Genomic DNA, 23,893 nt, shown 5'->3' with positions numbered 1-23,893 from the left:
CTATGCTGATCAAACGCCCGCAGCGCATGGGATGGCAGGGAGTCGTTTGGATCATCGGACCAGTTGATTCAGGTCACTCGTTGTAGATTGAACAAAATATTGCCACTAAAAAGGCTTGTTTTCTATTTTTATGCGAATAATCTTGTAATTCTTACAACAAATCGACGACAGGCACTTTCCAATGACTCTTCGTATCGCAATCAATGGTTTTGGCCGTATCGGCCGTAATGTCCTGCGCGCACTGTATACCCAAGGCTACCGCCAGGATTTGCAGATCGTCGCCATCAATGATCTGGGCGACAGTTCGATCAATGCCCACCTGCTCAAATACGACACCGTGCATGGCACTTTCGAAGCAGAGGTCGCCCACGATCAGGAAAGCCTGACCGTCAATGGCGACCGGATTGCCGTCAGTGCCATTCGCAACCCGGCCGACCTGCCCTGGGCTGCGCACAAGATCGACGTGGTGTTCGAATGTACCGGCCTGTTCACCGACCGTGACAAGGCTGCCGCCCATATTACCGCCGGCGCACGCAAGGTGATCATCTCGGCACCGGCCAAGGGCGCGGACGCCACCGTGGTCTACGGCGTCAACCATGACATTCTGCGTCAATCCCACCAGATCATCTCCAACGCCTCGTGCACCACCAACTGCCTGGCGCCAGTGGCTCAAGTGCTGCACCGCGAGCTGGGTATCGAGAGCGGCCTGATGACCACCATCCATGCCTATACCAACGACCAGAACCTGACTGACGTCTACCACACCGACCCGTACCGCGCGCGTTCGGCCACCCAGAACATGATCCCGAGCAAGACCGGCGCCGCCGAAGCGGTAGGCCTGGTGCTGCCGGAGCTGGCGGGCAAGCTGACCGGCATGGCGGTGCGGGTGCCGGTGATCAACGTGTCGCTGGTGGACCTCACCGTACAACTGAAGAAAGAAGCCACGGCGCAAGAAGTCAACGCGCTGCTCAAAGAAGCCAGCCAGCACTCGAAGATCCTCGGCTACAACACCCTGCCGCTGGTTTCCAGTGACTTCAACCACAACCCGCTGTCGTCGATCTTCGATGCCAATCACACCAAGGTCAGCGGTAAATTGCTGAAAGTGCTGGCCTGGTACGACAACGAGTGGGGCTTCTCCAACCGCATGCTGGATAACTGCCTGGCGCTGTGCAACGCCGAGTAATGTGAGCTGTGCGGGACCTTCTGAAGAGGCTTGTGTGGGAGGGGGCTTGCCCCCGATAGCGGTGGCACATTCAACATCTTTGTTGACTGACACACTGCCATCGGGGTGTAGCCCCCTCCCACACTGGTTTGTGTCCCGCATAAGGAAAATAGCTACTTGCCATTTCAGTTGATGATAAGCATTATCATTAACTGCAAATCGGTCTGGTAGCACTGTGAGCCAATCTCGCTTCAACCACGTCTTTCTCGCCCAACGGGTGATTCTGCTTCGCACCTTGCAGCGGATGGTCAATAACCACAGCACCGCCGAGGACCTGTTGCAGGAAACCTACCTGCGCGTCACCCGGGCCCTCAGCGAGCGACCGATCGATCACCTTGAACCCTTCGTCTATCAGACCGCGCGCAACCTGGCGCTGGATCATCTGCGTGCGCGCAGGATCCAGGCACGCACGCTGCAGGAAGATGTCCCGCTGGACGTCCTGCAAAGTGTCGCCGCCCCCATCAGCACGCCCGAAGATGCCACCCAGGCCGAGCAAATGCTCGAGGCCCTGAGCGTCAGCCTGGGCCAGTTGAGCGCCCGCCAGCAGCAGATCTTCATCCTCAGCCGCCTGCACGGTTACAGTTACCAGGAGATCGCCGATCAGTTGGAAGTGTCCTTGAGCACCGTACAAAAGGAACTGAAGTTGATCATGGCCATCTGTGTAGGTGTGGCCGAACGGCTGGATCGGCCTTAAGCTTCCCCCGACAGAAACGTCGACCCAAGCTGTAGGAAAGTTAAATAGAACGTGGCGAAGACCCGAGGAACACCGTGACGGACCCGAACAAACTGCACCCCCATGAGCTGGCTCATGAGGTGTTGCAAGACACGGCCATGGACCAAGCCCTCGACTGGCTGATCGCCTTGCAGTGCCCGCAGCCCGGGCAGCAGGCCGAATTCGAAGCCTGGCTGGCCAGCGATCCCGCCCACGTCCACGCCTTCGCCAAGGCCCAGGCGGCCTGGGGTGGCGCGCCAGTGCACAGCGCCGCCGTCGCCCTGGCAGCACCGCGCAAGCCCAGCGCCTGGCGGCGGATCAAACCCCATTGGAAACCTTTGGCCACCGCCGCCGTGTTGCTGATCGGGCTGTTCAGCTTCAGCAACCTGCCGGTGCGCCTGCAGGCCGATCACCTCACCGTGGTGGGCGAACGCCAGCGCCTGCAACTGGACGACGGTTCAAAGGTGCTGCTCAACACCAATTCGGCGTTTTCCAGCAGCATCAAGGACCATCAGCGCATCGCTCGCCTGTACCAGGGCGAGGCGTTTTTCGAAATCAAACCCAACCATGGCCTGCCCCTGGAAATCGACGCCGGCCCCGTGCGCGCCAGCGTGCGCGATACCGCCTTCGCCGTGCGCTACCTCAATGGCGAAGCACAGGTGCAGGTGCAACGTGGCGATGTCGACCTGAGCAATACCTTCAATGATGCCCGCGTGCGTCTGAGCGCCGGGGAAAGCATCCGCGTCGGCCCCAAGGGTTTCGGCTCGCCCGCCAGACTGGACGCCAACAAGGACCTGGCGTGGGTGCAAGGCCGGCTGATCTTCGAAAACTGCCCCATGAGCGAAGTGCTCGCCGAGCTGCGCCGCTATTACCCTGGCTGGATCGTCAACACCAACGACCAACTCGCCAGCGTCGCCGTCACCGGCAATTACCGCCTCGACCAGCCCCTGGATGTGGTGCGCTCGCTGGCCCACATCACCTCGGCCAAGTTGTCGGAATACCCGGCGCTGGTGATCCTCAACTAAATGAGAATTATTTTTACTCGATAGCTGGCACTGGTACGTCTCGTCTTAGCCAATGCAACTGATTCCTATTTGGTTCGGTTCGCAACTATAAGATTCGTACCCCGGAGCGCTCTCGATGTCCTCTTGTTTCAACCGCCGGTCCTCTTCGCCCGTGCTGTCCTTGCTGACGGCGGCCATCCTGCTGGCCGGTGCGCCAGTGATGACCGCCACCGCCGCCGAGCCTGCTCCGCGCAGCCATGGCAACTACAACTTCAGCATCGAGCAGCAATCGCTGGTCTCTGCACTCAACGCATTTACCGCCGTGACCGGCTGGCAGGTCGGCCTGCCGGCGGAACTGGCCCAGGGTGTGTCATCCCCTGGCGTACGCGGTCCGTTGTCGCCGGAAAAAGCCCTGGACCGGCTGTTGGTGGGGACCAACCTGAGCTATCGCAAGCTGGGCAGCAACAACATCATCCTGGAAAAACGCGCAGCGGGCGGCACCCTAAACCTGCAACAGGTAACCATCAGCGCCACCCGTAACGAGCAGGATGTGACCAGCGTACCGAGCACCGTCAGCGTGCAGGACCGCGAAGAACTGGACCGCCAGAACGTCAACAACATCCGCGAACTGGTGCGCTACGAGCCCGGCGTCTCGGTCGGCGGCGCGGGCACCCGCTCCGGTAACGCCGGCTTCAACATCCGCGGTATCGACGGCGACCGCATCCTCACCCAGGTGGACGGCGTGGAAGTGCCGGACAACTTTTTCAACGGCCCCTACGCCAAGACCCGTCGCAACTACGTCGACCCGGAGATCGTCAAGCGTGTGGAGATCCTGCGCGGTCCGGCCTCCGCCCTGTACGGCAGCAGCGCCATCGGTGGCGCCGTGAGCTACTTCACCCTCGACCCGGACGACATCATCAAGCCAGGCCAGGATTTCGGCGCCCGCCTCAAGACCGGCTACAGCTCCGCCGACGAAAGCTGGCTGACCTCCGGCACCGTCGCCGGCCGCGTGCAGGACTTCGATGGTTTGCTGCACCTGAGCCAGCGCAATGGCCACGAGACCGAATCCTACGACGGCAACAACGCCACCGGCCTGGCCCGCACCGGCGCCAACCCGGAGGACGCGCGCACCACCAACATCCTGGCCAAGCTCGGCTGGAACTATGGCGATGACAACCGCTTGGGCCTGACCTACGAGAAGTACAAAGACGATCGCGACGTCAACCTGAAGAACGCGGTAGGCGGCCCGTTCATCGGCGGCCGAGGCTTCAACCTCTACCGTGATCGTCGTGGCAACGACACCATTACCCGTGAACGTTTCGGCCTGGAAAACAGCTTCGCCCTCGAGTCGCCGATTGCCGACCGCATCAAGACCAGCCTCAATTACCAGATCGCCAAGACCGACCAGACCACCGCCGAGATCTATCAGTCAGGCCGTCGTGTCCTGCGCACCCGCGACACGCTCTACCAGGAAAAACAGTGGATTTTCGACGCCCAGCTCGACAAGGCGTTCAGCCTCGGTGAAACCGACCACCAGGTGACCTACGGCACCACCCTCAAGCAGCAGAAAGTCACCGGTTCGCGCGAGGGCAACGCGACCTGCGTGGCCGTCGGCAGTGGGTGCACCGCCATCGGTGCACCCAGCCCGATTGCCAGCGACAGTGTGAAGAAGTCCAGCGACTTCCCCGACCCGACCATCAACACGTATTCGCTGTTCGCACAGGACCAGATCACCTGGGACAAGTGGACCTTCCTGCCCGCCGTGCGCTACGACTACACCCAGCTCAAACCCAAGCTGACCCAGGAATTTCTCAACACCGTCAACCCGACAGGGGCGGACCCGGTGAGCGACAAGGAAAAAACCTGGCACCGTGTGACGCCCAAGTTTGGCCTGACGTACGCCCTGACGGATCAATACACCTGGTTCGGCCAGTACGCCGAAGGTTTCCGTACGCCGTCCGCCAAAGCCTTGTACGGCCGCTTTGAAAACCTGAACCTGGGCTACACCGTCGAGCCGAACCCCGACCTCAAGCCAGAAACCAGCAAAGGCGTCGAAACCGGGATTCGCGGCAAGTTCGACAAAGGCTCCTTCGAGATCGCCGTTTTTTACAACAAATACCGCGACTTTATCGACGAAGACAACGCCGTTGCCGGGGGCAGTCTTGAACAGTTCCAGGCCATCAACATCAAGCGCGCCACCATCAAGGGCGCCGAAGCCAAGGGCCGCCTGAACCTGGATGCCTTCGGTGCGCCGCAAGGTCTCTACACCCAGGGCTCGGTGTCCTATGCCTATGGCCGCAACGACGATAATGGCGAGCCGCTGAACAGCGTCAACCCGCTCAAGGGGGTCTTCGGCCTGGGCTACGACCAGGACAACTACGGTGGCCTGTTGAGCTGGACCCTGGTGAAAAAGCAGGATCGCGTCGACAGCACCACCTTCCACGCGCCGGACGGCGACACCAGCGGCCCCTTCAAGACCCCTGGCTTCGGTGTGGTCGACCTGACCGCCTTCTACAAAGTCACCCACGACGTGACCATCAACGGCGGCCTCTACAACCTCACCGACAAGAAGTACTGGAACTGGGATGACGTGCGCAGCTACGACAGTGTCGGCGAAGCCGCCGTGACCGGCCCAGCCAACCTCGACCGCCTGACCCAGCCGGGCCGCAACTTTGCGATCAACGTGATCTGGGACATCTAGCACCGCCCTACTCACCCCGTTGAAATTTCTTCGACGGGGTGAGGATTTTTTACTGTGCCGCGTCTTCTTGTTCGTCTAGTTGATAACAGCTCTCTTTCGGGCACCCAGGCGCATCCCTTCTCAAGGACTTTTCATGACCGCTTCCCCTACCGCAGAACGCGCAAGCCTGCGCTCCCAACGCCTGAACCAGATCACCAACGAGCCGCACACCAAGCTCGACGCACTGGTCAAGGCTCACGCCCCGTTTGAAACCCGGGCCAACTTCGCCCGTTTCGTGGTGGCGCAGTACCTGTTCCAATCGGAACTGGTGGCCCTGTACAACGATGCCGAACTGATCAAGATCGTGCCGGACCTGGCCGAGCGTTGCCGTGCCGAAGCCGCCAAACTGGACCTGGGCGACCTGGACACCGAGGTGCCTGCACCGGTCGCCGGCGCCGTGAAAAACCCGAGCAAGGCCGAAGCCCTGGGCTGGCTGTTTGTGTCCGAAGGCTCCAAACTGGGCGCTGCGTTCCTGATCAAGCGTGCCGTGGGCCTGGGCCTGAGCGAAACCTTCGGTGCCCGTCACCTGGGTGAGCCGGCCGGTGGTCGCGCCGAAGGCTGGAAAAGCTTCACCCGTACCCTCGATGCCCTGGAGTTCAGTGCCGAAGAGGAAGCCGCAGTGGAAAAAGGTGCGATCGACGCGTTTGTACGCTTCACCGTCTTGCTCGAACAGGCGTACGCTAGCGCCCCTGAATTGGCCTGACATCCAGATTGAAATGCCATCAACTGTGGGAGGGGGCTTGCCCCCGATAGCAGAGTGCCAGTCAACGCTTTTCTAGCTGACACATCCCCATCGGGGGCAAGCCCCCTCCCACAGTTGGCGCTCACTTCGCGACGTTACAAATAAACCATGACCCGCAAAACCCAATCCACCTCGAAACTCGCCCGGATCCTCTTCGGCCTGCTGGCCTATGTCAGCCTGGGCATTGGGTTGATCGCGATTGTCGTGCCGGGTTTGCCCACCACCGAATTCATCCTGCTGGCCGCCTGGGCCGCCACTAAAAGCTCGCCACGCCTCAGCGCCTGGCTGGAGAACCACCGGCTGTTCGGGCCGATCCTGTTCAACTGGCGCAACGGCAAGATCATCGCTCGCCGAGCCAAAGTCAGCGCCACTGTAAGCATGCTGCTGTGCGCCATGCTGATGCTGGTGATGCTCGACCACGGCTGGCCGATCTACCTGGCCATTGCCGGAATGAGCCTGGGCAACCTGTGGATCTGGTCACGCCCGGAAAGGCTTGCAGCGCCTGTCTGACGCCGCATGTAGGTGTTTTCCTACCGCTCATCGCCTCTTTCTCATGAATTGATTTGTGACGCCGATGTTTCAGACATAGCGCTGAATGGACTTGGCTCTGCTGCATGCATCCCCACCAGTCCATTCGCGAGTGAGCCTATGTTCAACACCCTCTCCATCCGCCTGAAAATCGTGCTGCTGTCCGGCCTTTGCCTGTTGGGGGTGATAGCGCTGGTCGTCGGCATCAATATCTACAACACCAACCAGAATGATCTGTTGGTCAGCGATTCCAGCTCGCGCATGCTCACCGCCAGCGTGGAACAACTGCTGCAAGCCAGGGCCGCCGAGCAAGCGGTGCAGTTGCAGAAAACCTTTGGCGACAGCCTGATGGCGCTGACCGCGCTGGCCGACCAGATCAAGGATTTGCGCACCATGGCCAGCAAGCGTGGCCTGGAAGCCGGCGCGCTGCGCGAAGAAATCAACCAGAGCCTGAAAACCACCTTCGATCGCAACAGCAAAGTGCTGGGGTTCTGGCTGTCATTCGAACCCAACGGCCTCGACGGCAAGGACAGCGAGTTCGTCGATGACAAGGCACGCGTCTCCAACGAAACAGGGCGCTTCTCCAGCTATTGGAGCCGTGCCGGCGGTGAAGGCTTGAACACCATCATGGTCGAAGAAGACCTGAACAAGACCACCCTCACCCTCAACGGTACGCCCTACAACATCTGGTACACCTGCCCACGGGACACCCGCAATACCTGCCTGCTGGACCCCTATGAAGATACGGTGGCCGGCAAAAAGGTACTGATGACCACCATCGCCTCGCCACTGATCGTGGGGGGTAAACTCATCGGCGTCGTCGGTGTCGACATCGCCCTCACCGCCCTGCAAGCAACCGCCGACGCTGCACAGAAGGACCTGTTCAACGGCGCAGCGCACCTGGAGATTCTCTCCAGTACCGGCCTGATTGCCGCCTACAGCGGCGAGCCGGCCAAGGTCGGCAAGAACCTGATCGACACCCTCGGCGCCGAGGGCAAGGAAATCGTACAGTTGCTGGCCAGTGACAACCGCATGATCCGCGAACAGGACGACACCATCCGCGCCGTGTACCCGGTCAAGCCGATTGCCGACGCCAAATCCTGGGGCGTGGTGATCAAGCTGCCAAAAGCCGTGATGCTCGCCGACAACGTCAAGTTGCAGCGGGTGCTTGACGACGCCCAATCCGCCGGCACCCTGAAGGCACTGCTGGTGGCCGCCGCCGCCGGCCTGCTCGGTTTGCTATTGATCTGGCTGACCGCTACCGGCGTGACCCGGCCGATCAACAGCGTGGCCGCCATGCTCAAGGACATCGCCAGCGGCGACGGCGACCTCACCCAACGCCTGGCCTACGCCAAGAAGGATGAACTGGGCGAACTGGTGAACTGGTTCAACCGCTTCCTCGACAAGCTGCAACCGACCATCGCCCAGATCAAGCAAAGCATCACCGAAGCACGCGGCACCGCAGACCAGTCTTCGGCCATCGCACGCCAGACCAGCGAAGGCATGCAGGTGCAGTTCCGCGAAATCGACCAGGTGGCCACCGCGTCCAACGAAATGAGCGCCACCGCCCACGACGTCGCCAACAGCGCGTCCAATGCCGCCAGCGCGGCACGCGGTGCCGACCAGTCGGCGCGTGAAGGCATGTCGATCATCGAGCAGAGCACCCGCGACATCACCACCCTGGCCGAAGAAGTCAGCAAGGCCGTGGGCGAAGTCGAAGCCCTGGCGGTCAACAGCGAACAGATTGGTTCAGTGCTGGAAGTGATCCGCAGCATTGCCGAGCAGACCAACCTGCTGGCCCTCAATGCCGCCATCGAAGCGGCACGCGCCGGGGAAAGCGGTCGAGGGTTTGCGGTGGTAGCCGACGAAGTGCGTAACCTGGCCAAGCGTACCCAGGATTCGGTGGAGGAAATCCGCCTGGTGATCGAGCGCATCCAGAGCGGCACCCGTGGCGTGGTGGCGACCATGCATTCCAGCCAGAGCCAGGCCCAGAGCAATGCCGGGCAGATCCATCAGGCGGTGCAGGCCTTGGGCAAGATCAGCGATGCGGTGACCGTGATCAGCGACATGAACCTACAGATCGCCAGCGCCGCCGAACAGCAGAGCGCCGTGGCCGAAGAGGTCAACCGCAACGTCTCGGCGATCCGTACCGTGACCGAAACCCTCACCGGCCAGGCCACCGAGTCGGCGGCCATCAGCAGCCAACTCAATGCACTGGCCAGCCAGCAGATGAAGTTGATGGATCAGTTCAGGGTGTAAACCCAATCTCAAAAACAACACAGTTCCAATGTGGGAGGGGGCTTGCCCCCGATAGCAGAGTGCCAGTCAACGCTTCTGTAGCTGCCCCCCCCACATCGGGGGCTTGCCCCCTCCCACAGTTTGATCACTTTGGATTTAGAGACCGGTCCAGGCACTGACAAACTGCGTCAGGTCTTCTTTAGCCGCGGTACGCGGCGGGTTCTGCGGTGTGCCCAGGTACAGGAAGCCAATCAACTCCTCATCCGCCGTCAGCCCCAGGCCTTTGGCCACGTGGGCCGAGTAGGACAATTCCCCGGTGCGCCATACCGCACCAATCCCCTGGGCATACGCCGCCAACAGGATGCCATGAGCCGCACAGGCAGCAGCCAGCAGTTGCTCGGACTTGGGCACCTTGAAGTGCTCCTGCAAACGGGCAATCACCACCACCACCAACGGCGCGCGCAACGGGCCGTTCTGGGCCTTGTCGATCACCGCCTGTGGCGCATCGGCGTCTTGCAGCCGGGCCGCTTCGGCCAACAAGGTGCCCATCTGTTCGCGAGCAGCGCCTTCAACCGTGAGGAAGCGCCAAGGGCGCAGTTGGCCGTGGTCGGGCGCACGCATGGCGGCGGCAAACAGCACATCGCGCTGCTCCTGGGTCGGCGCCGGTTCCAGCAGGCGCGGCACGGAAACACGGTTGAGCAAAGCGTCGAGAGCCTGCATGGGCCACCTCCAGAAAAAAATGTGCGGTCATTCTAGCGGGAATGAATCGGGATGCCACCAAACGATAATTGCTCTTATTCATTGCGCCCTGCCCTGTTAGACTTTGCGACCTTATTTTCCGCCGTGGTTCAGGAAATTCGATGTCCCCTTCGCTTTTTCGCCTGTCCGCAGCCTTGCTGGCCTTGAGCCTGGCTGGCTGCGATGACGCGCCCAGATTTACCAAGGCCGAGCCGGGTGAATCACGGGCGGGCGGTGCTGCGACGGTGAACAAGCGCGACCAGAACGCGTTTTCCCTGCCCTCGGCCAACCTGTCGCCCACCCGCCGCCTGGATTTCAGCGTCGGCAACAGCTTCTTTCGCAGCCCCTGGGTGATCGCACCGTCCACCACCACGGCGCGTGATGGCCTCGGCCCGCTGTTCAACACCAACGCCTGCCAGAACTGCCATATAAAAGACGGTCGTGGTCACCCACCGCTGCCCGATGCACCCAACGCGGTGTCGATGCTGGTACGCCTGTCGATTCCGGATGCGCCCGCCTATGCCAAGGCCATCGAGCACATTGGCGTGGTGCCCGAGCCGGTCTACGGTGGGCAATTGCAGGACATGGCCGTGCCGGGCGTGCCGCCGGAAGGCAAGGTGCGGGTCGATTACACGCCGGTCAACGTGACGTTCAAGGACGGCACGGTGGTCGAGTTGCGTAAACCCGACCTGCAGATCACTCAGCTTGGCTACGGCCCGATGCACCCCGACACGCGCTTTTCCGCACGCATCGCGCCGCCGATGATCGGCCTGGGCTTGCTCGAAGCCATCAGCGACGCCGACATCCTACGCAACACCGACCCGAAGACCGCCGACAAGCAAGCCATTGTCGGCCGCGCCAACTGGGTCTGGGACGACGCCCAGCAAAAAACCGTGCTCGGGCGTTTTGGCTGGAAAGCCGGGCAACCCAACCTCAATCAACAAAATGTTCACGCGTTCTCTGGTGATATGGGCCTCACCACATCCCTGAGACCCTTTGATGACTGCACCGATGCCCAAGTCGCCTGCAAACAGGCCCCCAACGGCAATGGCCCCGATGGCGAGCCGGAAGTCAGCGACAACATCCTGCGCCTGGTGCTGTTCTACACGCGCAACCTGGCGGTGCCGGCGCGCCGTGGCGTCAACACGCCGCAGGTGCTGGCCGGTAAAAACCTGTTCTATCAAGCCGGCTGCCAGGGTTGCCACACGCCTGCATTCACCACGGCCGCCAATGCCGCCGAACCTGAACTGGCCAACCAGGTGATCCGCCCCTACAGCGACCTGCTGTTGCACGACATGGGACCGGGCCTCGCCGACAACCGCACAGAATTCAAGGCCGGTGGCCGCGACTGGCGCACGCCGCCGTTGTGGGGCATTGGCCTGACGCAAACCGTGAGTGGCCATACCCAGTTCTTGCATGACGGCCGCGCCCGCAGCCTGCTCGAAGCCGTGCTGTGGCATGGCGGTGAAGCCCAAGCGGCGCAGCAGCATGTGTTGTCCTTCAATGCCGAGCAGCGCGCAGCGTTGCTGGCGTTCCTGAATTCTTTATAAGCTTCGCCCCACTTATAGAAGGGAGCTCGACATGTTCCGTCCCAAGTTGTTGTTCACCAGCCTGGCCGCCCTCGCCCTAGGCGCCTGCTCGCCGCAAGACCCGCAAGCAGTGACCTCTGCGGCCATCGCCAAGCAAGTGATCCTGCCGACCTACAGCCGCTGGGTCGAAGCCGACCGCCAACTGGCCGTCAGCGCGCTGGCCTACTGCCAGGGCAAGGAGAGCCTGGACACCGCGCGTGCCGATTTCCTGCATGCACAAAAGGCTTGGGCCGAGCTGCAACCGCTGCTGATCGGGCCGCTGGCCGAGGGCAACCGTTCGTGGCAGGTGCAGTTCTGGCCGGACAAGAAGAACCTGGTCGGCCGCCAGGTCGAGCAACTGGTCGCCAGCCAGCCGCAGATCGACGGCGCCGCCCTGGCCAAGTCCAGCGTGGTGGTGCAAGGCCTGTCCGCCTACGAATACATCCTCTACGACGCCAAGACCGACATCGCCGACGACGCACAAAAGGCCCGTTACTGCCCGCTGCTGGTCGCCATCGGTGACCGTCAGAAGGCCCTGGCCGAAGAGATCCTGGCCAGCTGGAACAGCACCGACGGCATGCTGGCGCAGATGACCAAGTTTCCGAACCAGCGCTACGCCGATTCCCACGAAGCCATTGCCGATCTGCTGCGCGTGCAGGTCACCGCACTGGACACCCTGAAGAAAAAACTCGGCACGCCGATGGGCCGCCAGACCAAGGGTATCCCGCAGCCGTTCCAGGCCGATGCATGGCGCAGCCAGTCGTCCCTGCAAAGCCTCGAAGCCAGCCTCGCGGCAGCCCAGACCGTATGGGTCGGCGTCGACAACAAAGGCCTGCGTGGCCTGCTGCCGTCCGAGCAGAAGCCGTTGGCCGACAAGATCGACGCCGCCTATGCCGCGTCGCTGAAACTGTTCGCCAGCAACCAGCGCACCCTCAACGAACTGTTGAACGATGACGCTGGGCGCCAGCAGCTCAACGATATCTATGACAGCCTCAACGTCGTCCACCGCCTGCACGAGGGCGAGCTGGCCAAGGCGCTGGGCATCCAACTGGGCTTTAACGCCAACGACGGTGACTGATGATGCTCAGGCGACAGGCTTTGGCCATCGGCAGCGTGCTGCTCAGTGCTCTCACACTGGGTGGCTGGACGCTGTTCAAAAGCAAAGACAAGGGCCCGCTGCTGCTCTCGGCGCGGGATGATGCGGACGGCAAGCACTACGCCGTGGGTTACCGCCTGGACGGCAGGCAGGTATTTGCCACCCAGGTCGGCCAGCGCTGCCACGACATCATCAACCACCCGACGCTGCCGATTGCGCTGTTTGTCGCCCGTCGCCCGGGCACCGAGAGTTACCTGATCGACCTGCGCGATGGCGCGCTGCTGCAAACCATCACCTCCCGGGTCAACCGCCACTTCTATGGCCACGCGGTCATTCACAAGAGCGGCGACTGGCTGTACGCCACCGAGAACGACACAACCGACCCCGGCCGTGGCCTGCTCGGTGTGTACCGGTTCGAAGGCGAGCGGCTGGTGCATACCGGCGAGATCTCCACCCACGGCATCGGCCCGCACCAGGTGTCGTGGATGCCCGACGGCGAGACCCTGGTGGTGGCCAACGGCGGCATTCGTACCGAAGCCGAAAGCCGCGTGGAGATGAACCTCGACGCCATGGAACCGAGCCTGGTGCTGATGCAGCGCGACGGTACCTTGATCAGCAAGGAAACCCTCGGCCAGCAGATGAACAGCGTGCGGCACATGGGGATCGCCAGCGATGGCACCATCCTCACCGGGCAGCAGTTCATGGGGGCATCACAGGAGCGTTCCGAGTTGCTGGCGATCAAGCGTCCGGGGCAGCCATACGTGGCGTTTCCGGTGGCGGACGAGCAGTTGCAGGCGATGGGGCACTACACCGCCAGCGTCGCAGTGCACAGCGAATTGCGCCTGGTGGCGTTGACTGCCCCACGGGGCAACCGCTTCTTTATCTGGAACATGGACAGCGGCGAGCTGCGCCTGGACGGACCGCTGCCCGACTGCGCCGGCGTGGGCGCGGTCGAGGATGGGTTTGTCGTGACCTCGGGCCAGGGCCGTTGCCGGTTCTACGATTGTCGCCAGAAACAGTTGGTGGCAACGCCGCTGGAGTTGCCGGCAGGGCTTTGGGATAACCATCTGCATCTGATCTGAGTGCAGGTCGCTTCTCACCCGACACGAGCCGAATGCCACGTTAAGCAACGGCTCGCTGTTACGCCTGCTTGATATCAGAAGGGGGAAGTAACTCAGAAATCTCTGAGAGTAAGTTGAGTTCGGCAATACCTTAAGAAGTAGAAGATACTCGCCGTAGGCACTTTCGCACTCTATGGAACGAATTCGGAACATTTACCACTTAGCTACGTGACTTTAATCACTACACAAGCCAGGAGAATAAATGTTCAACCTTATAACGCTCAACGGTATGCAGTCAGCGCACACACCGCCCGCCAATCGATCGCCGTGCCCATCTGAATCGCCAGCCACTAACTATCCCTGTGGACCGGATACCCGCAACTCCAATACAGACCAAAAGACTCAGGTTATACGCGCCAACCCTCCATCCCATCCCACTGGACGCCCATGGGGCGATAACCGCGGCGCACGTGAAATGGTCGACAGCAATCCCAGACTTAAAGAGTATTATTTCGGACCGCACCCAGAAAGTGACTTCGACCGGGCTTATAAAAAGGTTGGTAACTTTTCGATTGATAACCCCGACCCCAATGATCGGGCAGACAGGATGTACGATTTCTCGCAAGTGGTCGGGTACATCACATCAGGCACGGACAGCAGAGCATCACCTACACCTGGGCGACCGATATATGATGGCTATAATGGCCCCGGAAAGCCTCCCACAAAAAACTCAAATTATGAACTGTTCTTGAACTTCCTCGAGAACGGTTATTCGGCCCTGAAAGACCCAGCCAAAGATACAGAGAAAAACAAAAAAACCGATATAACCGAACATAATAGAGAAGCTAAAACTTCCGACACACCTCCAGACACAGAGAAAACTGTAACACCTAAAACAACGACGCCCCCCATCAGTGGCACTGAGGCCAAACGCCCAGAATTAAACACCGACGTCGCACCCACTGGCCCTACGGGAAGGCCAGAGTGGGATAAGCGGTTAGCAGGTCAGATTCTCAAAGAGAATCGTGAGATTGTAAATAGCCGACCTAAAATCATTCCCGATGAATGGTTAATAGAGGTTGTCGGTAACTATACTCCTAGTAATCCGGACCCAGTAAGCCAAGCTAATGCTGCTTACTACTTGGTACGTCTACTCCACTACATTGACTCTTTAACAACCGAACTTAGCCATCGTAACCATATGCCCACGGACCCTGCCGACCCAGAAAAAAACTTTTCCCCCTACCAATACAAAAACAACGGAAAAATTGACGGTGAACGCTACTCACCCCTTCCTCCTCCATTTAATTACGCAACAATCGACGCAGGCAGTGAGGCTGCCATCTTGTATAGGGTCGCCCACGAAAGGTCCTACTCAGCCCTGCCAACTGATAAAACCGAGTACTCCAAGCAGACAAAAATAGCGTACCCTGAAGTTGGAGCTTTGCCGCCCAAAAAACATAACTACGAAGTTCCCACATAATGCCAAGTTAACGTTGACACTCATAAACCGACAGCACCTTCAACGAGGCAACACGGCAAATAAAGCAATGCCCCCACAGCATTCTTTACGACTTTACAACCAGAGTACCTGACCTACAAAACGGCTCAATAAGTTATACACGCACTGAGGCCGAACATTAAAAACACTAAAGAAAGTTACGCCCTTCTACTTTAACAAGCCCAAAAAAGGCCTCGTAACGCGAGGCCTTTTCATTTTGCCTTTAAACTCATCAACTCTGTGGCCTCATCCCTTGAGACATGCCAAACATGAACAGCAACAACTCATGATCGGGCTTGGCCGCCGTGCTCGCCTTGGCAACGCGCGGCAACAGGCATTGCGCGCCACCCTGCGTTGCACTGAGCACCTGGGTGCGAGGCTGTTCCCACGCCGCCAGCGCCAGGGCTGCAACGCCCAGCGCCCCGACCAGGAACAGACCTCGTGCTATTTCTAGCTTCATCTGGTTAAACCCTTGATAGCGCTGCCAAACGCCGTCTCGTAAAAGTAGCTGAGTTTCTTCCAGTCGGTATCGTTCCACGACGAATGGCGGCGCAATTGCAGCATGTCATGGGAGGCGGCCCGATAAGCGGTCAGGCGCTGGCGGCATTTCTCGAAGTCCAGCAGCGCCACTTCGACGTTGGCCGAGTCACCCTCGCCCGTCACCCGCACAAAGATATGCTTGATGTAGAGGCAGCCATGCTGCCATCGGCCCTTGTGCATGCGCGCCAGGGTGCCGGCCAGTTCCTGGAGCACACGCTCATGCACCAGTTCGCCGTATTGCTCGCGGCCACCGGCGGCGTACCAGTTCTCGATTTCGTCGAAACCGTCGAGGGCGGCAGTGACCAGCAGCGCTTTCCATTGGTGCTCGGGGTCGCGGCGCGCTTCGCAAAACACCATTTCCGGCACACGCACGTCCAACAAACGCAAGCCCTTGAGGGCATCGCGCTCACGCAGCACCGTCGGGCGGCCAAACGGATGCAGCCAACTGCGGTAGATGTGCCCGGTCTGGCGCTTGCTGTAGAGCAAGCGTCCGTTGGGGCTGATCACACGCTGCACACCGCTTTCACCACCACGGCGACGATTGGGCTCTTCGACCCACTCGCCTTGCTGGTGCCAGAAATAATCGAATCGTTCCTCGGGAGCTACGTGACTGCCTGCTACGCACTCAACTGCCATCCTGTTACCTCTTGCGTAATACGTACACTCGCCACATGGCGTAGAGCGGTATGAAGTCCAGGGACTCCTGGACACGGAAGCCGGCTTCCTCAAACTCTGCTTCAACAGTAGCAGCCGGTAACACAAATCTGTTTTGGTAACCTTCCTGCTCACCTTTCTTGCGACGCTGCTGTTCGAGCCGCTTGCGTTTCCAGGCCTTGAAATTGCCATCGACCCACAACGAAACAATCACGCTGTCACGGGTAACGCGTTGAAACTCGCGCAATATCGCCACGCGATGCGCCGGATCACCAATGTGGTGCAACAGGCGCATACAGAAAATGCTGTCGACCGCGTTATCTGGCAAAGCAATATCAAAGGCCGATGTCTGCAAGGGTCGTACCCGTTTCACCACATCGGCGGGCTGGGCTGCCATTGCCACCTTCAACATCGACGCCGAGTTGTCGGCGCCAATGATCACGCGGTTGGGCTTTTCCGCCAGCAAGGGCCAGAAACGCCCGGCGCCGCAGGGCAAGTCCAGCACCAGGCCAGGCTCACCCGCCATCGCCAGCGCGCCACGGGCCAATTGCTCGTCGCGTTTGTGGGACAACCGGCGCGCCAGATTGTCCTGATGCTTGAGCAAATATTCTTGAGCGTGTTCGTCGTCGTACTTTTCGGAAAATTCGAGCTTGATCGGGGTAGGCATCAACGGGTCTCCAGTAGCTGATGCCTACAACGTTAAGCAGCGCACTGTGATTAACAGGTCAACCCGTTGTGAAAAACTTGTCCTGTCCAGCCCTATACATTTCAAGACTTTACAGACTCACGCAATAGCATGGGGCCATCTTCGCCGAATTACCGGGATCTCTGGCAGGATAGCGGCAGGGGATGGCGTCAGGCGTTGACCTGACTCAATTGCACATGAAAGCGGCAGCCGTTGGGCTCCATGGTACTGAGGCTGACGCTCCAGCCCTGGTTCTCGCAGATGCGCTGCACCAGCGACAACCCCAAACCCAGGCCCTCACCGCGCTTCTCGCTGCCGCGTACGAACGGCTCGAACATCGCCTCGCGCTTGTCCTCGGGGATACCGACACCGCTGTCCTCCACGATAAATCCGCTCGGTTCCAGGGTCAGCCGGATAAACCCCTGCTCGGTGTAGTGCAGGGCATTGCGCAGCAGGTTGCCCATCACCGCATGCAGGAAGGTGGTGTTATAGCGCGTATCCAGGGGGGTGCCGGGCTGATAGATCAGTTCCAGGCCTTTGTGCTCGATGGGCTCGCGCCAGATGCCGAGCAGATCTTCGGCCACCTGCGTCAGGCTGACCTGGGGCGACATTGCCGCTTCGTCATGCTGGGCACGGGCCAGCATCAGGAAAGTCTGCACCAGTTCGCGCATTTCTTCGCAGGCCCGGGCAATGCGCAGCACCTGGTTGCGCCCGCGCTGATCGATGGCGGGGTTTTCCAGCAGCAGTTCGCAGGAGCTGGCCAACACCATCAAGGGTGTGCGCAGCTCATGGCTCACGTCACTGGTAAACAGCTGTTCACGGGACAGGGCCTGGCGCAGCCGTCCCAATGTGGCGTCGAACGCCACCGCCAGTTCGCCCACTTCATCCGCCGCGTAATCCGGCGCCAAGGGCGGGGCCAGGCCGAGCAATTGGTCACGGTGGCGCACCTGACGGGCCAGGCGCACCACCGGCGCCATCACTTTGCGCGCCAGCACCCAGCCGAGGAACACCGCCAGCGCCAGGCTGAGCACAAAGCCCACCAGCACCACGGCGAACAACACGCGCTCGCGCTCTTCGAAATCGCTTTGGTCCTGCAACAGTACGTAGCGCCGCCCGTCGACCACTTCGACCATGGCGTGGTACGACAGCGCCTCGCGGAATACTTCATGGAAACCGGGCTCAAGGTGGCGTAGGTCCTTGGGCAACTCGAAGTCGCCGGGGCCACCACTGAAATAAAACAGCTGGTCCGGCTCGGGCCGGTGCCGCCAGTCCTCGACGGTGTCCATCAGCAGCAGGCGTTGCAAGTCGCCGCCCAGGCCCGCCGAGATCAACTTCTCTTCCACCAGGTGCACCGTCGCCACGATACCCATGGCGAAGGCCCCCGCCACCAACGCACTCATCAAGGCAAAGGCGATGATGATCCGTTGCGCAAGGCTTTGCTTAAACTCCATCACGACCCTCGGCCAGGCGATAACCCACACCGTGCACCGTCTGCAGCAACGGCTTGGCAAAAGGTTTATCGATCACCTGGCGCAATTGGTGAACGTGGCTGCGCAGGCTGTCACTGTCCGGGCAGTCATCGCCCCACAGGGCTTCTTCGAGAATTTCGCGGCGCAGCACGTGCGGGCTCTTCTGCATCAGCACCGCCAGCAGTTTCAGGCCGACCGGGTTGAGCTTGAGCAGGCGCCCTTCGCGGGTAACTTCCAGGGTATCGAGATCGTAGCTCAGGTCACCGACCTGCAGGGCGCGGCGACCGCCGCCCTGGGCACGGCGCAGCACGGCTTCGATACGTGCGGCCAGTTCCGATAGCGCAAACGGTTTGAGCAGGTAATCGTCGGCGCCGGACTTGAAGCCCTGCAGCCGGTCGTCCAACTGATCGCGGGCAGTGAGCATGATCACCGGCGTATCGCGGCGGGCGTCTTCACGCAGGCGTTTGCACAGGGTGTAGCCATCAATGCCGGGCAGCATGATATCGAGCACGATCAGGTCGTAATGCTCGGTGGCGGCCAGGTGCAAGCCCGACAAACCGTCCTGCGCACAGTCCACGGTGTAGCCCTTCAGCCCCAGGTAGTCGGCCAGGTTGGCCAGAATATCGCGGTTGTCTTCAACCAGTAGAATTCGCATGGGCAGTTTCTCCGTACGCGGTAACGGCCGTGTTGGCTCGCGCAGCTTAAGGCCAAGTGTGGCTCAGGGATAGACCCGCAAGCGCCGTCGATAAAGGTTTTCAACCGATTAATTAGTCGAACGAGTTTTTCACTATAGCTTCACAAACTGACTACAGTGTCAGAGCGAAGATCGCGCCCATCGATATAAGGAAGTTGGACATGGGGTTTCTCAAAACAGCGCCTATGCGCTATTTGCTGCTGGTCACCGGTGCCTGGCTGTTGGTTTTCCTGCTCACGCGCAGCGTGCTGCTCATCACTCACCTGGACGAAGTCGGTGGCAACCTGCTGCCGGTGTTTGGCGTGGGCCTGCTGTACGACCTGGGCTTTCTGGCCTATGCCGCCCTGCCACTGGGGTTGTATCTGCTGCTGTGCCCACCTGCCCTCTGGCGCCGTCGCGGTCACCGCTGGTTCCTGCAGGCGGTACTGACCGTCAGCCTGTTCGCCATGCTGTTCACCTCGGTCGCCGAATGGTTGTTCTGGGATGAATTCGGCGTGCGCTTCAACTTTATCGCCGTCGATTACCTGGTGTACTCCGATGAGGTGTTGAACAACCTGCTGGAGTCCTACCCGATCGGCAAGCTGCTCAGCCTGCTGGCGATGCTCGCCGTGGTGTTGAGCCTGGTTCTGCGCAAACCGTTCATCGCCGCGATGAATGCACCGCTGCCGGCAATGCGGGGTCGCCTGGTCAATGCCCTGGGCCTGTTGGTGGTTGCTGGCCTCAGCCTGCAACTGATCAGCCAGGACAGCCCACGCGCCCAAGGTGGCAACGCCTACAAGAACGAACTGGCGAGCAATGGCCCGTATCAGTTTTTCGCCGCGTTCCGTAACAACGAACTGGACTACACCCAGTTCTATAAAAGCCTGCCCGCGGACGTTGTCGCCAAACAGTTGCGCGCCGAACTGAGTGAGCCCAATGCTCGCTTCATCGACAAGGACCCCTTGGATATCCGCCGCGCCATCGATAACCCCGGCACGCTGCGCACACCCAATATCGTGCTGGTGACCATCGAAAGCTTCAGCGCCAAATACATGGGCAGCAACGGCGACGAGCGCAACCTGACGCCCAACCTGGATGCGCTGCGCAAACAAAGCCTGTATTTCAATAATTTCTATGCCACCGGCACCCGCACTGACCGAGGCCTGGAGGCCATCACCCTGGCGATCCCACCCACGCCGGGCCGCTCCATTGTCAAGCGCATCGGCCGCGAAAGCGGCTTTGCCAGCCTGGGCCAGCAACTCACCGCCATCGGCTACGACAGCGTGTTCGTCTACGGCGGACGTGGCTACTTCGACAATATGAATGCGTTCTTCAGCGGCAACGGCTATCGGGTCGTCGACCAGAGCAGCGTGCCAGAATCGGAGATCTCATTTAAAAACGCCTGGGGCATGGCCGACGAAGACCTCTACAAACAAACCCTGAAACTGGCCGATGCCGACTACGCCAAGCAGCAGCCGTTCCTGCTGCAACTGATGACCACCTCCAACCATCGCCCCTACACGTACCCGGATGGGCGCATCGATATCAAATCCGGTAACGGCCGCGACGGTGCGGTGAAGTACACCGACCACGCCATCGGTGAGTTCCTGGAGGCGGCACGCCAGAAGCCGTGGTTCGATAACACGATCTTCGTGTTTGTCGCCGACCACACTGCCGGCAGCGCGGGCAAGGAAGACTTGCCCATCAGCAACTACCAGATACCGCTGTTCATCTACGCCCCCAAGCTGGTCGACGCCCGGGAAACCGCGCAACTGGCCAGCCAGATCGACCTGGCGCCCACCTTGCTCGGCCTGCTCAACCTGAGCTACGAATCGACCTTCTTCGGTCGCAACCTGCTGCAAGACAACCCACTGCCACCCCGTGTGGTGGTCGGCAACTACCAGCACCTGGGGCTGTTTGACGGTAAAGACCTGGCGATCCTCAGCCCGCGCCAGGGCCTGCGTCGCCACGATCAGGCCCTGGGTGAAAGCCAGGAGCTGCGGGTGGGCAGTGATGACCCGCTGATCCTGCGCGCCATCACCTACTACCAGGCCGCCAGCTATGGCTTCAAACAACAGTTGCTGGGCTGGAAAGCGCCGAAGGTCGCAGAACCCGCCATCAGCGCCCGCTGATCGCCACGCGTGGCCCTTGCCTCCTGCGGGGCAAGGGCGTAACACTTGCGCCCATTCTCCGGCGACGACGCCTTTTCATGTCCGACACCCTGCTGCTGATCGAAGATGACCGCCCACTGGCCGCCCTGACGGCGGAGTTCCTGCGCGCCGAAGGTTTCAGCGTGGCGGTGGAGCACCGTGGCGACCGTGCCGCCCAGCGTATTCTCGACGAAAAACCGGCGTTGTTGATTCTGGATGTGATGCTACCCGGCATCGACGGTTTTACCCTGTGCCGACAGATCCGCGAGCAGTACCCCGGCCTGATCCTGATGATGACGGCGCTGGACGAAAACGCCGAGCAACTGACGGGGTTCAACGTCGGTGCGGACGATTACGTGGTCAAACCGGTCGACCCGCTGTTGTTGCTGGCCCGTATCCGCTCGCTGCTGCGTCGCCATCCCCAGGCGCCCCGTACGTATTACCAATGGGGCACGTTTCGATTGGACCTCGACTGCCATTTCGCCTGGCTCGATGAGGTGCCCTTGCAGTTCTCGGTGGCCGAGTTCGAATTGCTTGCGATCTTCGCCCGCCACTGCGGGGTGTTGCTGACCCGGGAAAAACTCCTGCAAAGCCTGCGCGGCCTGGAGTACGACGGGCTCAATCGCTCGGTGGATATGCGCGTATCGCGCCTGCGCAAAAAGCTGATGGGCCTGGGCTGCCCGGTGACGATCCAGACCATCACCGCCCAGGGCTACCTGTTTGTCGAGACACCGCAAGAGGCCCGGCATGTTCTCTAGAGTGCGACCCTGGATGGCGATTCTCGCGGGCACCGGCTGGGGCGCGTTGACCCTGTATTTGCTGTGGCTGTGCGCCAATGCCTCGGTGTTTGTCGGCGAATACAGCTTTTTGCGCTTGATGGCCGGACCGGGCTATCTGGTGGCGGAGCAGCTCAAGGCCTTGCCGGCTGACCAGCGTGAAGCGCGTATGGAGGTACTGCGCGCGCGCTTCCAGTACCCGATCCGGCTCGTCACCCTGGATGAGGTCGAACTGCCGCCCGAAGCGCTGATCATGCTTCAGCACCAGCAACCGGCGCAGAGCAGCGATGAAGACATCACCTATTTCCCGCTCGACGACAAAACGCTGATCCAATTCGGCCCGATGTGGGGCACCGCCGAGGTCAAGGACCTGCTGCAATTCCCGGTGTATGGGATCACCGCGTGCGTGGCCGGCCTGCCGCTGGTGCTGTGGATGTGGTTCGGTCTGCGCGCACGCCGCCAGCGTAGTGCCGACTTGCAAGCGCTCGATAGCTGCCTGGCTACCCTGGCCCGTACCCCCAATGCGATGCTGCCAGCCATGGGCAAGGAATGGGCGCCCGTGCTGCAGACCTTGCAGCAACATGCCCAAGACATCAACGCCATGAGCGAACGTCACCGAGAGGTTTCCCAGGCCGTCTCCCATGAGTTGCGCACGCCGCTGGCACGCATGCGTTTTGCCTTGACCCTGCTGGGCAAAAGCGATGACCCGTCCACGCGCATACGCTTGCAGGAACGCCTGCAAACCGATGTGGAAGAGCTTGAAGCCCTGGTGCGCGCCAGCCTGGCCTTTGCCCGGATGGCGGGCGCCCCCGCCGACCTGCAGCATGAGCCCATCCCTATCCGTGACTGGCTGCATCAGGAGTTTGCCTTGCTCGACGGGCACCAGCGGCGCCTGAGCCTGGACACCGAGCCGGCGGACCTGCAATTGATCGGCGACCGCGCCTTGTTGCATTTGATCGTGCGCAACTTGTTGAGTAATGCAATCACCTACGCCCGTGACCAAGTGAGCGTCAGCGCTGCCCACCAGGATGACCAGCACCTGGTGCTGCATGTGGACGACGACGGCCCCGGCATACTCGCCGAAAACCGCGAAAAGATATTCGAGCCGTTTGTACGACTGGCCATGGGCGGCGATGACCCCGGCGGCTTCGGCCTAGGGCTGGCACTGGCCAGGCGCGCCAGCCAATGGCATCGCGGTGAGTTGTCCGTGGCGCGCAGCCCGTTGGGCGGGGCACGCCTGACCCTGATCCTGCCGCTGCGCCCGCAATAGCCTGCGTGTTACAGCCTGTGACAGTGAACCGTTGGCATTCTCCGTAATCTCGCCACCTGATCCAGGGTTGCCCCTGCGCCCTGGGTCCCCGTCCTCTGGACCCGGTTGGAGAGCCCGTTCATGCGTCCCCAAAAACAGCATTTATCCACGTTGATGCTATCGCTGTGTATCGTCGCCAGCGCGCTGCTGGCCAGTCAGGCGGCTGCCGTGAGCCGCGCAGCGCCTGACTTCACTGGTTCGATCAAGTCACCCGGCTACGACGCCCACACCCTTAAACTGCTGGGCGAGGTGACCATGTCCAGCCGCTGGCGGCGGCCCATACCCAGGCCACGCACTAAAGCCGCGACTCTGTCTGCCCAAGGCCCGCTCGGCCACACGTCTGCACCGTGGTCCGCTGCACGTGTGCCCTCGGCGCTTGCCAGGGGGATGACATTCAAGAAGCTGTTGCGACGCGGCGGCATGGGTTGAGCGGTCAACCGGACATAAAAAAACCCCGCCTGCATCACTGCAGGCGGGGTTTTTTATG

General features: G+C 60.9%; 21 protein-coding genes and 1 pseudogene. 16 read left to right on the top strand and 6 right to left on the bottom strand.

What is annotated here, in order from left to right:
- The first annotated feature begins 181 nt into the window (after positions 1–181).
- The 8 genes and pseudogenes from gap (at position 182) to BM017_RS29680 (ending at position 9,207) form a co-directional block, all read left to right on the top strand.
- Positions 182–1,183, top strand: a complete 1,002-nt coding sequence (gene gap, locus BM017_RS17995; protein ID WP_058426789.1) for a type I glyceraldehyde-3-phosphate dehydrogenase — start codon at positions 182–184, stop codon at positions 1,181–1,183.
- Positions 1,184–1,397: 214 nt separating this feature from the next.
- The gene (locus BM017_RS17990; RefSeq protein WP_092246816.1) at positions 1,398–1,916 is read left to right on the top strand and encodes an RNA polymerase sigma factor; all 519 of its coding nucleotides are present in this window, start codon (positions 1,398–1,400) and stop codon (positions 1,914–1,916) included.
- Between the two features lie 74 nt (positions 1,917–1,990).
- A complete protein-coding gene (locus BM017_RS17985; protein WP_092246813.1) occupies positions 1,991–2,959 on the top strand; it encodes a FecR family protein in 969 nt (322 codons plus the stop codon).
- A gap of 115 nt (positions 2,960–3,074) precedes the next feature.
- The gene (locus BM017_RS17980; RefSeq protein ID WP_092246810.1) at positions 3,075–5,639 is read left to right on the top strand and encodes a TonB-dependent receptor; all 2,565 of its coding nucleotides are present in this window, start codon (positions 3,075–3,077) and stop codon (positions 5,637–5,639) included.
- A 133-nt stretch (positions 5,640–5,772) separates the two neighbouring features.
- Entirely contained in the window at positions 5,773–6,381 is a 609-nt protein-coding gene (locus tag BM017_RS17975; protein ID WP_071489315.1) for a biliverdin-producing heme oxygenase, read from the top strand.
- A 147-nt stretch (positions 6,382–6,528) separates the two neighbouring features.
- Positions 6,529–6,930 carry a YbaN family protein gene (locus BM017_RS17970; protein ID WP_092246807.1) on the top strand — a complete coding sequence of 134 codons (402 nt, stop codon included), beginning with the start codon at positions 6,529–6,531 and terminating at the stop codon, positions 6,928–6,930.
- A gap of 138 nt (positions 6,931–7,068) precedes the next feature.
- Positions 7,069–8,349: pseudogene (locus BM017_RS29685) on the top strand (HAMP domain-containing protein); the annotation flags it as partial.
- A 102-nt stretch (positions 8,350–8,451) separates the two neighbouring features.
- Positions 8,452–9,207, top strand: a complete 756-nt coding sequence (locus BM017_RS29680; protein WP_370468593.1) for a methyl-accepting chemotaxis protein — start codon at positions 8,452–8,454, stop codon at positions 9,205–9,207.
- Positions 9,208–9,342: 135 nt separating this feature from the next.
- Here BM017_RS29680 and BM017_RS17960 read toward each other — a convergent pair whose 3' ends face one another.
- A complete protein-coding gene (locus BM017_RS17960) occupies positions 9,343–9,906 on the bottom strand; it encodes an NAD(P)H nitroreductase (protein ID WP_092246801.1) in 564 nt (187 codons plus the stop codon).
- A 140-nt stretch (positions 9,907–10,046) separates the two neighbouring features.
- Between BM017_RS17960 and BM017_RS17955 the strand changes: the two genes are divergently transcribed.
- The 4 genes from BM017_RS17955 to BM017_RS28895 all read left to right on the top strand — a co-directional run bounded on the left by BM017_RS17955 (position 10,047) and on the right by BM017_RS28895 (position 15,132).
- Positions 10,047–11,474, top strand: coding sequence for a di-heme oxidoreductase family protein (locus BM017_RS17955; RefSeq protein WP_092246798.1), 1,428 nt, complete (start codon positions 10,047–10,049; stop codon positions 11,472–11,474).
- Positions 11,475–11,505: 31 nt separating this feature from the next.
- Positions 11,506–12,570 carry an imelysin family protein gene (locus tag BM017_RS17950; RefSeq protein WP_071489310.1) on the top strand — a complete coding sequence of 355 codons (1,065 nt, stop codon included), beginning with the start codon at positions 11,506–11,508 and terminating at the stop codon, positions 12,568–12,570.
- Positions 12,571–12,572: 2 nt separating this feature from the next.
- Complete coding sequence (locus BM017_RS17945; protein WP_092247151.1) at positions 12,573–13,670, top strand: DUF1513 domain-containing protein; 1,098 nt, start codon at positions 12,573–12,575, stop codon at positions 13,668–13,670.
- A 454-nt stretch (positions 13,671–14,124) separates the two neighbouring features.
- A complete protein-coding gene (locus tag BM017_RS28895) occupies positions 14,125–15,132 on the top strand; it encodes a hypothetical protein (protein WP_139216866.1) in 1,008 nt (335 codons plus the stop codon).
- A 250-nt stretch (positions 15,133–15,382) separates the two neighbouring features.
- Here BM017_RS28895 and BM017_RS17940 read toward each other — a convergent pair whose 3' ends face one another.
- The 5 genes from BM017_RS17940 to colR all read right to left on the bottom strand — a co-directional run bounded on the left by BM017_RS17940 (position 15,383) and on the right by colR (position 19,153).
- A complete protein-coding gene (locus BM017_RS17940; RefSeq protein ID WP_028617789.1) occupies positions 15,383–15,610 on the bottom strand; it encodes a hypothetical protein in 228 nt (75 codons plus the stop codon).
- Positions 15,607–16,326, bottom strand: coding sequence for a lipopolysaccharide kinase InaA family protein (locus BM017_RS17935; RefSeq protein WP_092246795.1), 720 nt, complete (start codon positions 16,324–16,326; stop codon positions 15,607–15,609). Before BM017_RS17935 ends, BM017_RS17940 begins: the two co-directional genes overlap by 4 nt.
- Before the next feature lie 4 nt (positions 16,327–16,330).
- The gene (locus tag BM017_RS17930) at positions 16,331–17,011 is read right to left on the bottom strand and encodes a class I SAM-dependent methyltransferase (protein WP_092246792.1); all 681 of its coding nucleotides are present in this window, start codon (positions 17,009–17,011) and stop codon (positions 16,331–16,333) included.
- A gap of 188 nt (positions 17,012–17,199) precedes the next feature.
- Positions 17,200–18,480, bottom strand: coding sequence for a sensor histidine kinase (locus BM017_RS17925; RefSeq protein ID WP_092246789.1), 1,281 nt, complete (start codon positions 18,478–18,480; stop codon positions 17,200–17,202).
- A complete protein-coding gene (colR, locus tag BM017_RS17920; protein ID WP_003175870.1) occupies positions 18,470–19,153 on the bottom strand; it encodes a two-component system response regulator ColR in 684 nt (227 codons plus the stop codon). The genes BM017_RS17925 and colR overlap by 11 nt, the downstream gene beginning before the upstream one ends.
- A gap of 200 nt (positions 19,154–19,353) precedes the next feature.
- Between colR and BM017_RS17915 the strand changes: the two genes are divergently transcribed.
- The 4 genes from BM017_RS17915 (at position 19,354) to BM017_RS17900 (ending at position 23,835) form a co-directional block, all read left to right on the top strand.
- The gene (locus BM017_RS17915) at positions 19,354–21,303 is read left to right on the top strand and encodes an LTA synthase family protein (protein ID WP_092246786.1); all 1,950 of its coding nucleotides are present in this window, start codon (positions 19,354–19,356) and stop codon (positions 21,301–21,303) included.
- A gap of 77 nt (positions 21,304–21,380) precedes the next feature.
- Positions 21,381–22,079, top strand: coding sequence for a response regulator (locus BM017_RS17910; protein WP_092246783.1), 699 nt, complete (start codon positions 21,381–21,383; stop codon positions 22,077–22,079).
- A complete protein-coding gene (locus tag BM017_RS17905; RefSeq protein ID WP_092246779.1) occupies positions 22,069–23,367 on the top strand; it encodes an ATP-binding protein in 1,299 nt (432 codons plus the stop codon). Before BM017_RS17910 ends, BM017_RS17905 begins: the two co-directional genes overlap by 11 nt.
- A 120-nt stretch (positions 23,368–23,487) precedes the next feature.
- A complete protein-coding gene (locus BM017_RS17900) occupies positions 23,488–23,835 on the top strand; it encodes a hypothetical protein (protein ID WP_092246776.1) in 348 nt (115 codons plus the stop codon).
- The last annotated feature ends 58 nt before the right edge of the window (positions 23,836–23,893 follow it).

Source organism: Pseudomonas sp. NFPP04, from assembly GCF_900113815.1.
Lineage (GTDB): Bacteria > Pseudomonadota > Gammaproteobacteria > Pseudomonadales > Pseudomonadaceae > Aquipseudomonas > Aquipseudomonas extremorientalis.
Note: the sequence above shows the minus strand (reverse complement) of the source record. Positions and strands in the feature narration are given on the sequence as shown.

Bases quoted from the DNA above. Each gene is read 5' to 3' on its own strand.
- gap (WP_058426789.1), top strand. From the start codon at position 182: ATGACTCTTCGTATCGCAATCAATGGTTTTGGCCGTATCGGCCGTAAT.
- BM017_RS17905 (WP_092246779.1), top strand. From the start codon at position 22,069: ATGTTCTCTAGAGTGCGACCCTGGATGGCGATTCTCGCGGGCACCGGC.
- BM017_RS17960 (WP_092246801.1), bottom strand. From the start codon at position 9,906: ATGCAGGCTCTCGACGCTTTGCTCAACCGTGTTTCCGTGCCGCGCCTG.
- BM017_RS17945 (WP_092247151.1), top strand. From the start codon at position 12,573: ATGCTCAGGCGACAGGCTTTGGCCATCGGCAGCGTGCTGCTCAGTGCT.
- BM017_RS29680 (WP_370468593.1), top strand. From the start codon at position 8,452: ATGCAGGTGCAGTTCCGCGAAATCGACCAGGTGGCCACCGCGTCCAAC.
- BM017_RS17930 (WP_092246792.1), bottom strand. From the start codon at position 17,011: ATGCCTACCCCGATCAAGCTCGAATTTTCCGAAAAGTACGACGACGAA.
- BM017_RS17935 (WP_092246795.1), bottom strand. From the start codon at position 16,326: ATGGCAGTTGAGTGCGTAGCAGGCAGTCACGTAGCTCCCGAGGAACGA.
- BM017_RS17925 (WP_092246789.1), bottom strand. From the start codon at position 18,480: ATGGAGTTTAAGCAAAGCCTTGCGCAACGGATCATCATCGCCTTTGCC.
- BM017_RS17980 (WP_092246810.1), top strand. From the start codon at position 3,075: ATGTCCTCTTGTTTCAACCGCCGGTCCTCTTCGCCCGTGCTGTCCTTG.
- BM017_RS17915 (WP_092246786.1), top strand. From the start codon at position 19,354: ATGGGGTTTCTCAAAACAGCGCCTATGCGCTATTTGCTGCTGGTCACC.
- BM017_RS28895 (WP_139216866.1), top strand. From the start codon at position 14,125: ATGGTCGACAGCAATCCCAGACTTAAAGAGTATTATTTCGGACCGCAC.
- BM017_RS17955 (WP_092246798.1), top strand. From the start codon at position 10,047: ATGTCCCCTTCGCTTTTTCGCCTGTCCGCAGCCTTGCTGGCCTTGAGC.
- BM017_RS17940 (WP_028617789.1), bottom strand. From the start codon at position 15,610: ATGAAGCTAGAAATAGCACGAGGTCTGTTCCTGGTCGGGGCGCTGGGC.
- BM017_RS17950 (WP_071489310.1), top strand. From the start codon at position 11,506: ATGTTCCGTCCCAAGTTGTTGTTCACCAGCCTGGCCGCCCTCGCCCTA.
- colR (WP_003175870.1), bottom strand. From the start codon at position 19,153: ATGCGAATTCTACTGGTTGAAGACAACCGCGATATTCTGGCCAACCTG.
- BM017_RS17900 (WP_092246776.1), top strand. From the start codon at position 23,488: ATGCGTCCCCAAAAACAGCATTTATCCACGTTGATGCTATCGCTGTGT.
- BM017_RS17910 (WP_092246783.1), top strand. From the start codon at position 21,381: ATGTCCGACACCCTGCTGCTGATCGAAGATGACCGCCCACTGGCCGCC.
- BM017_RS17970 (WP_092246807.1), top strand. From the start codon at position 6,529: ATGACCCGCAAAACCCAATCCACCTCGAAACTCGCCCGGATCCTCTTC.
- BM017_RS17975 (WP_071489315.1), top strand. From the start codon at position 5,773: ATGACCGCTTCCCCTACCGCAGAACGCGCAAGCCTGCGCTCCCAACGC.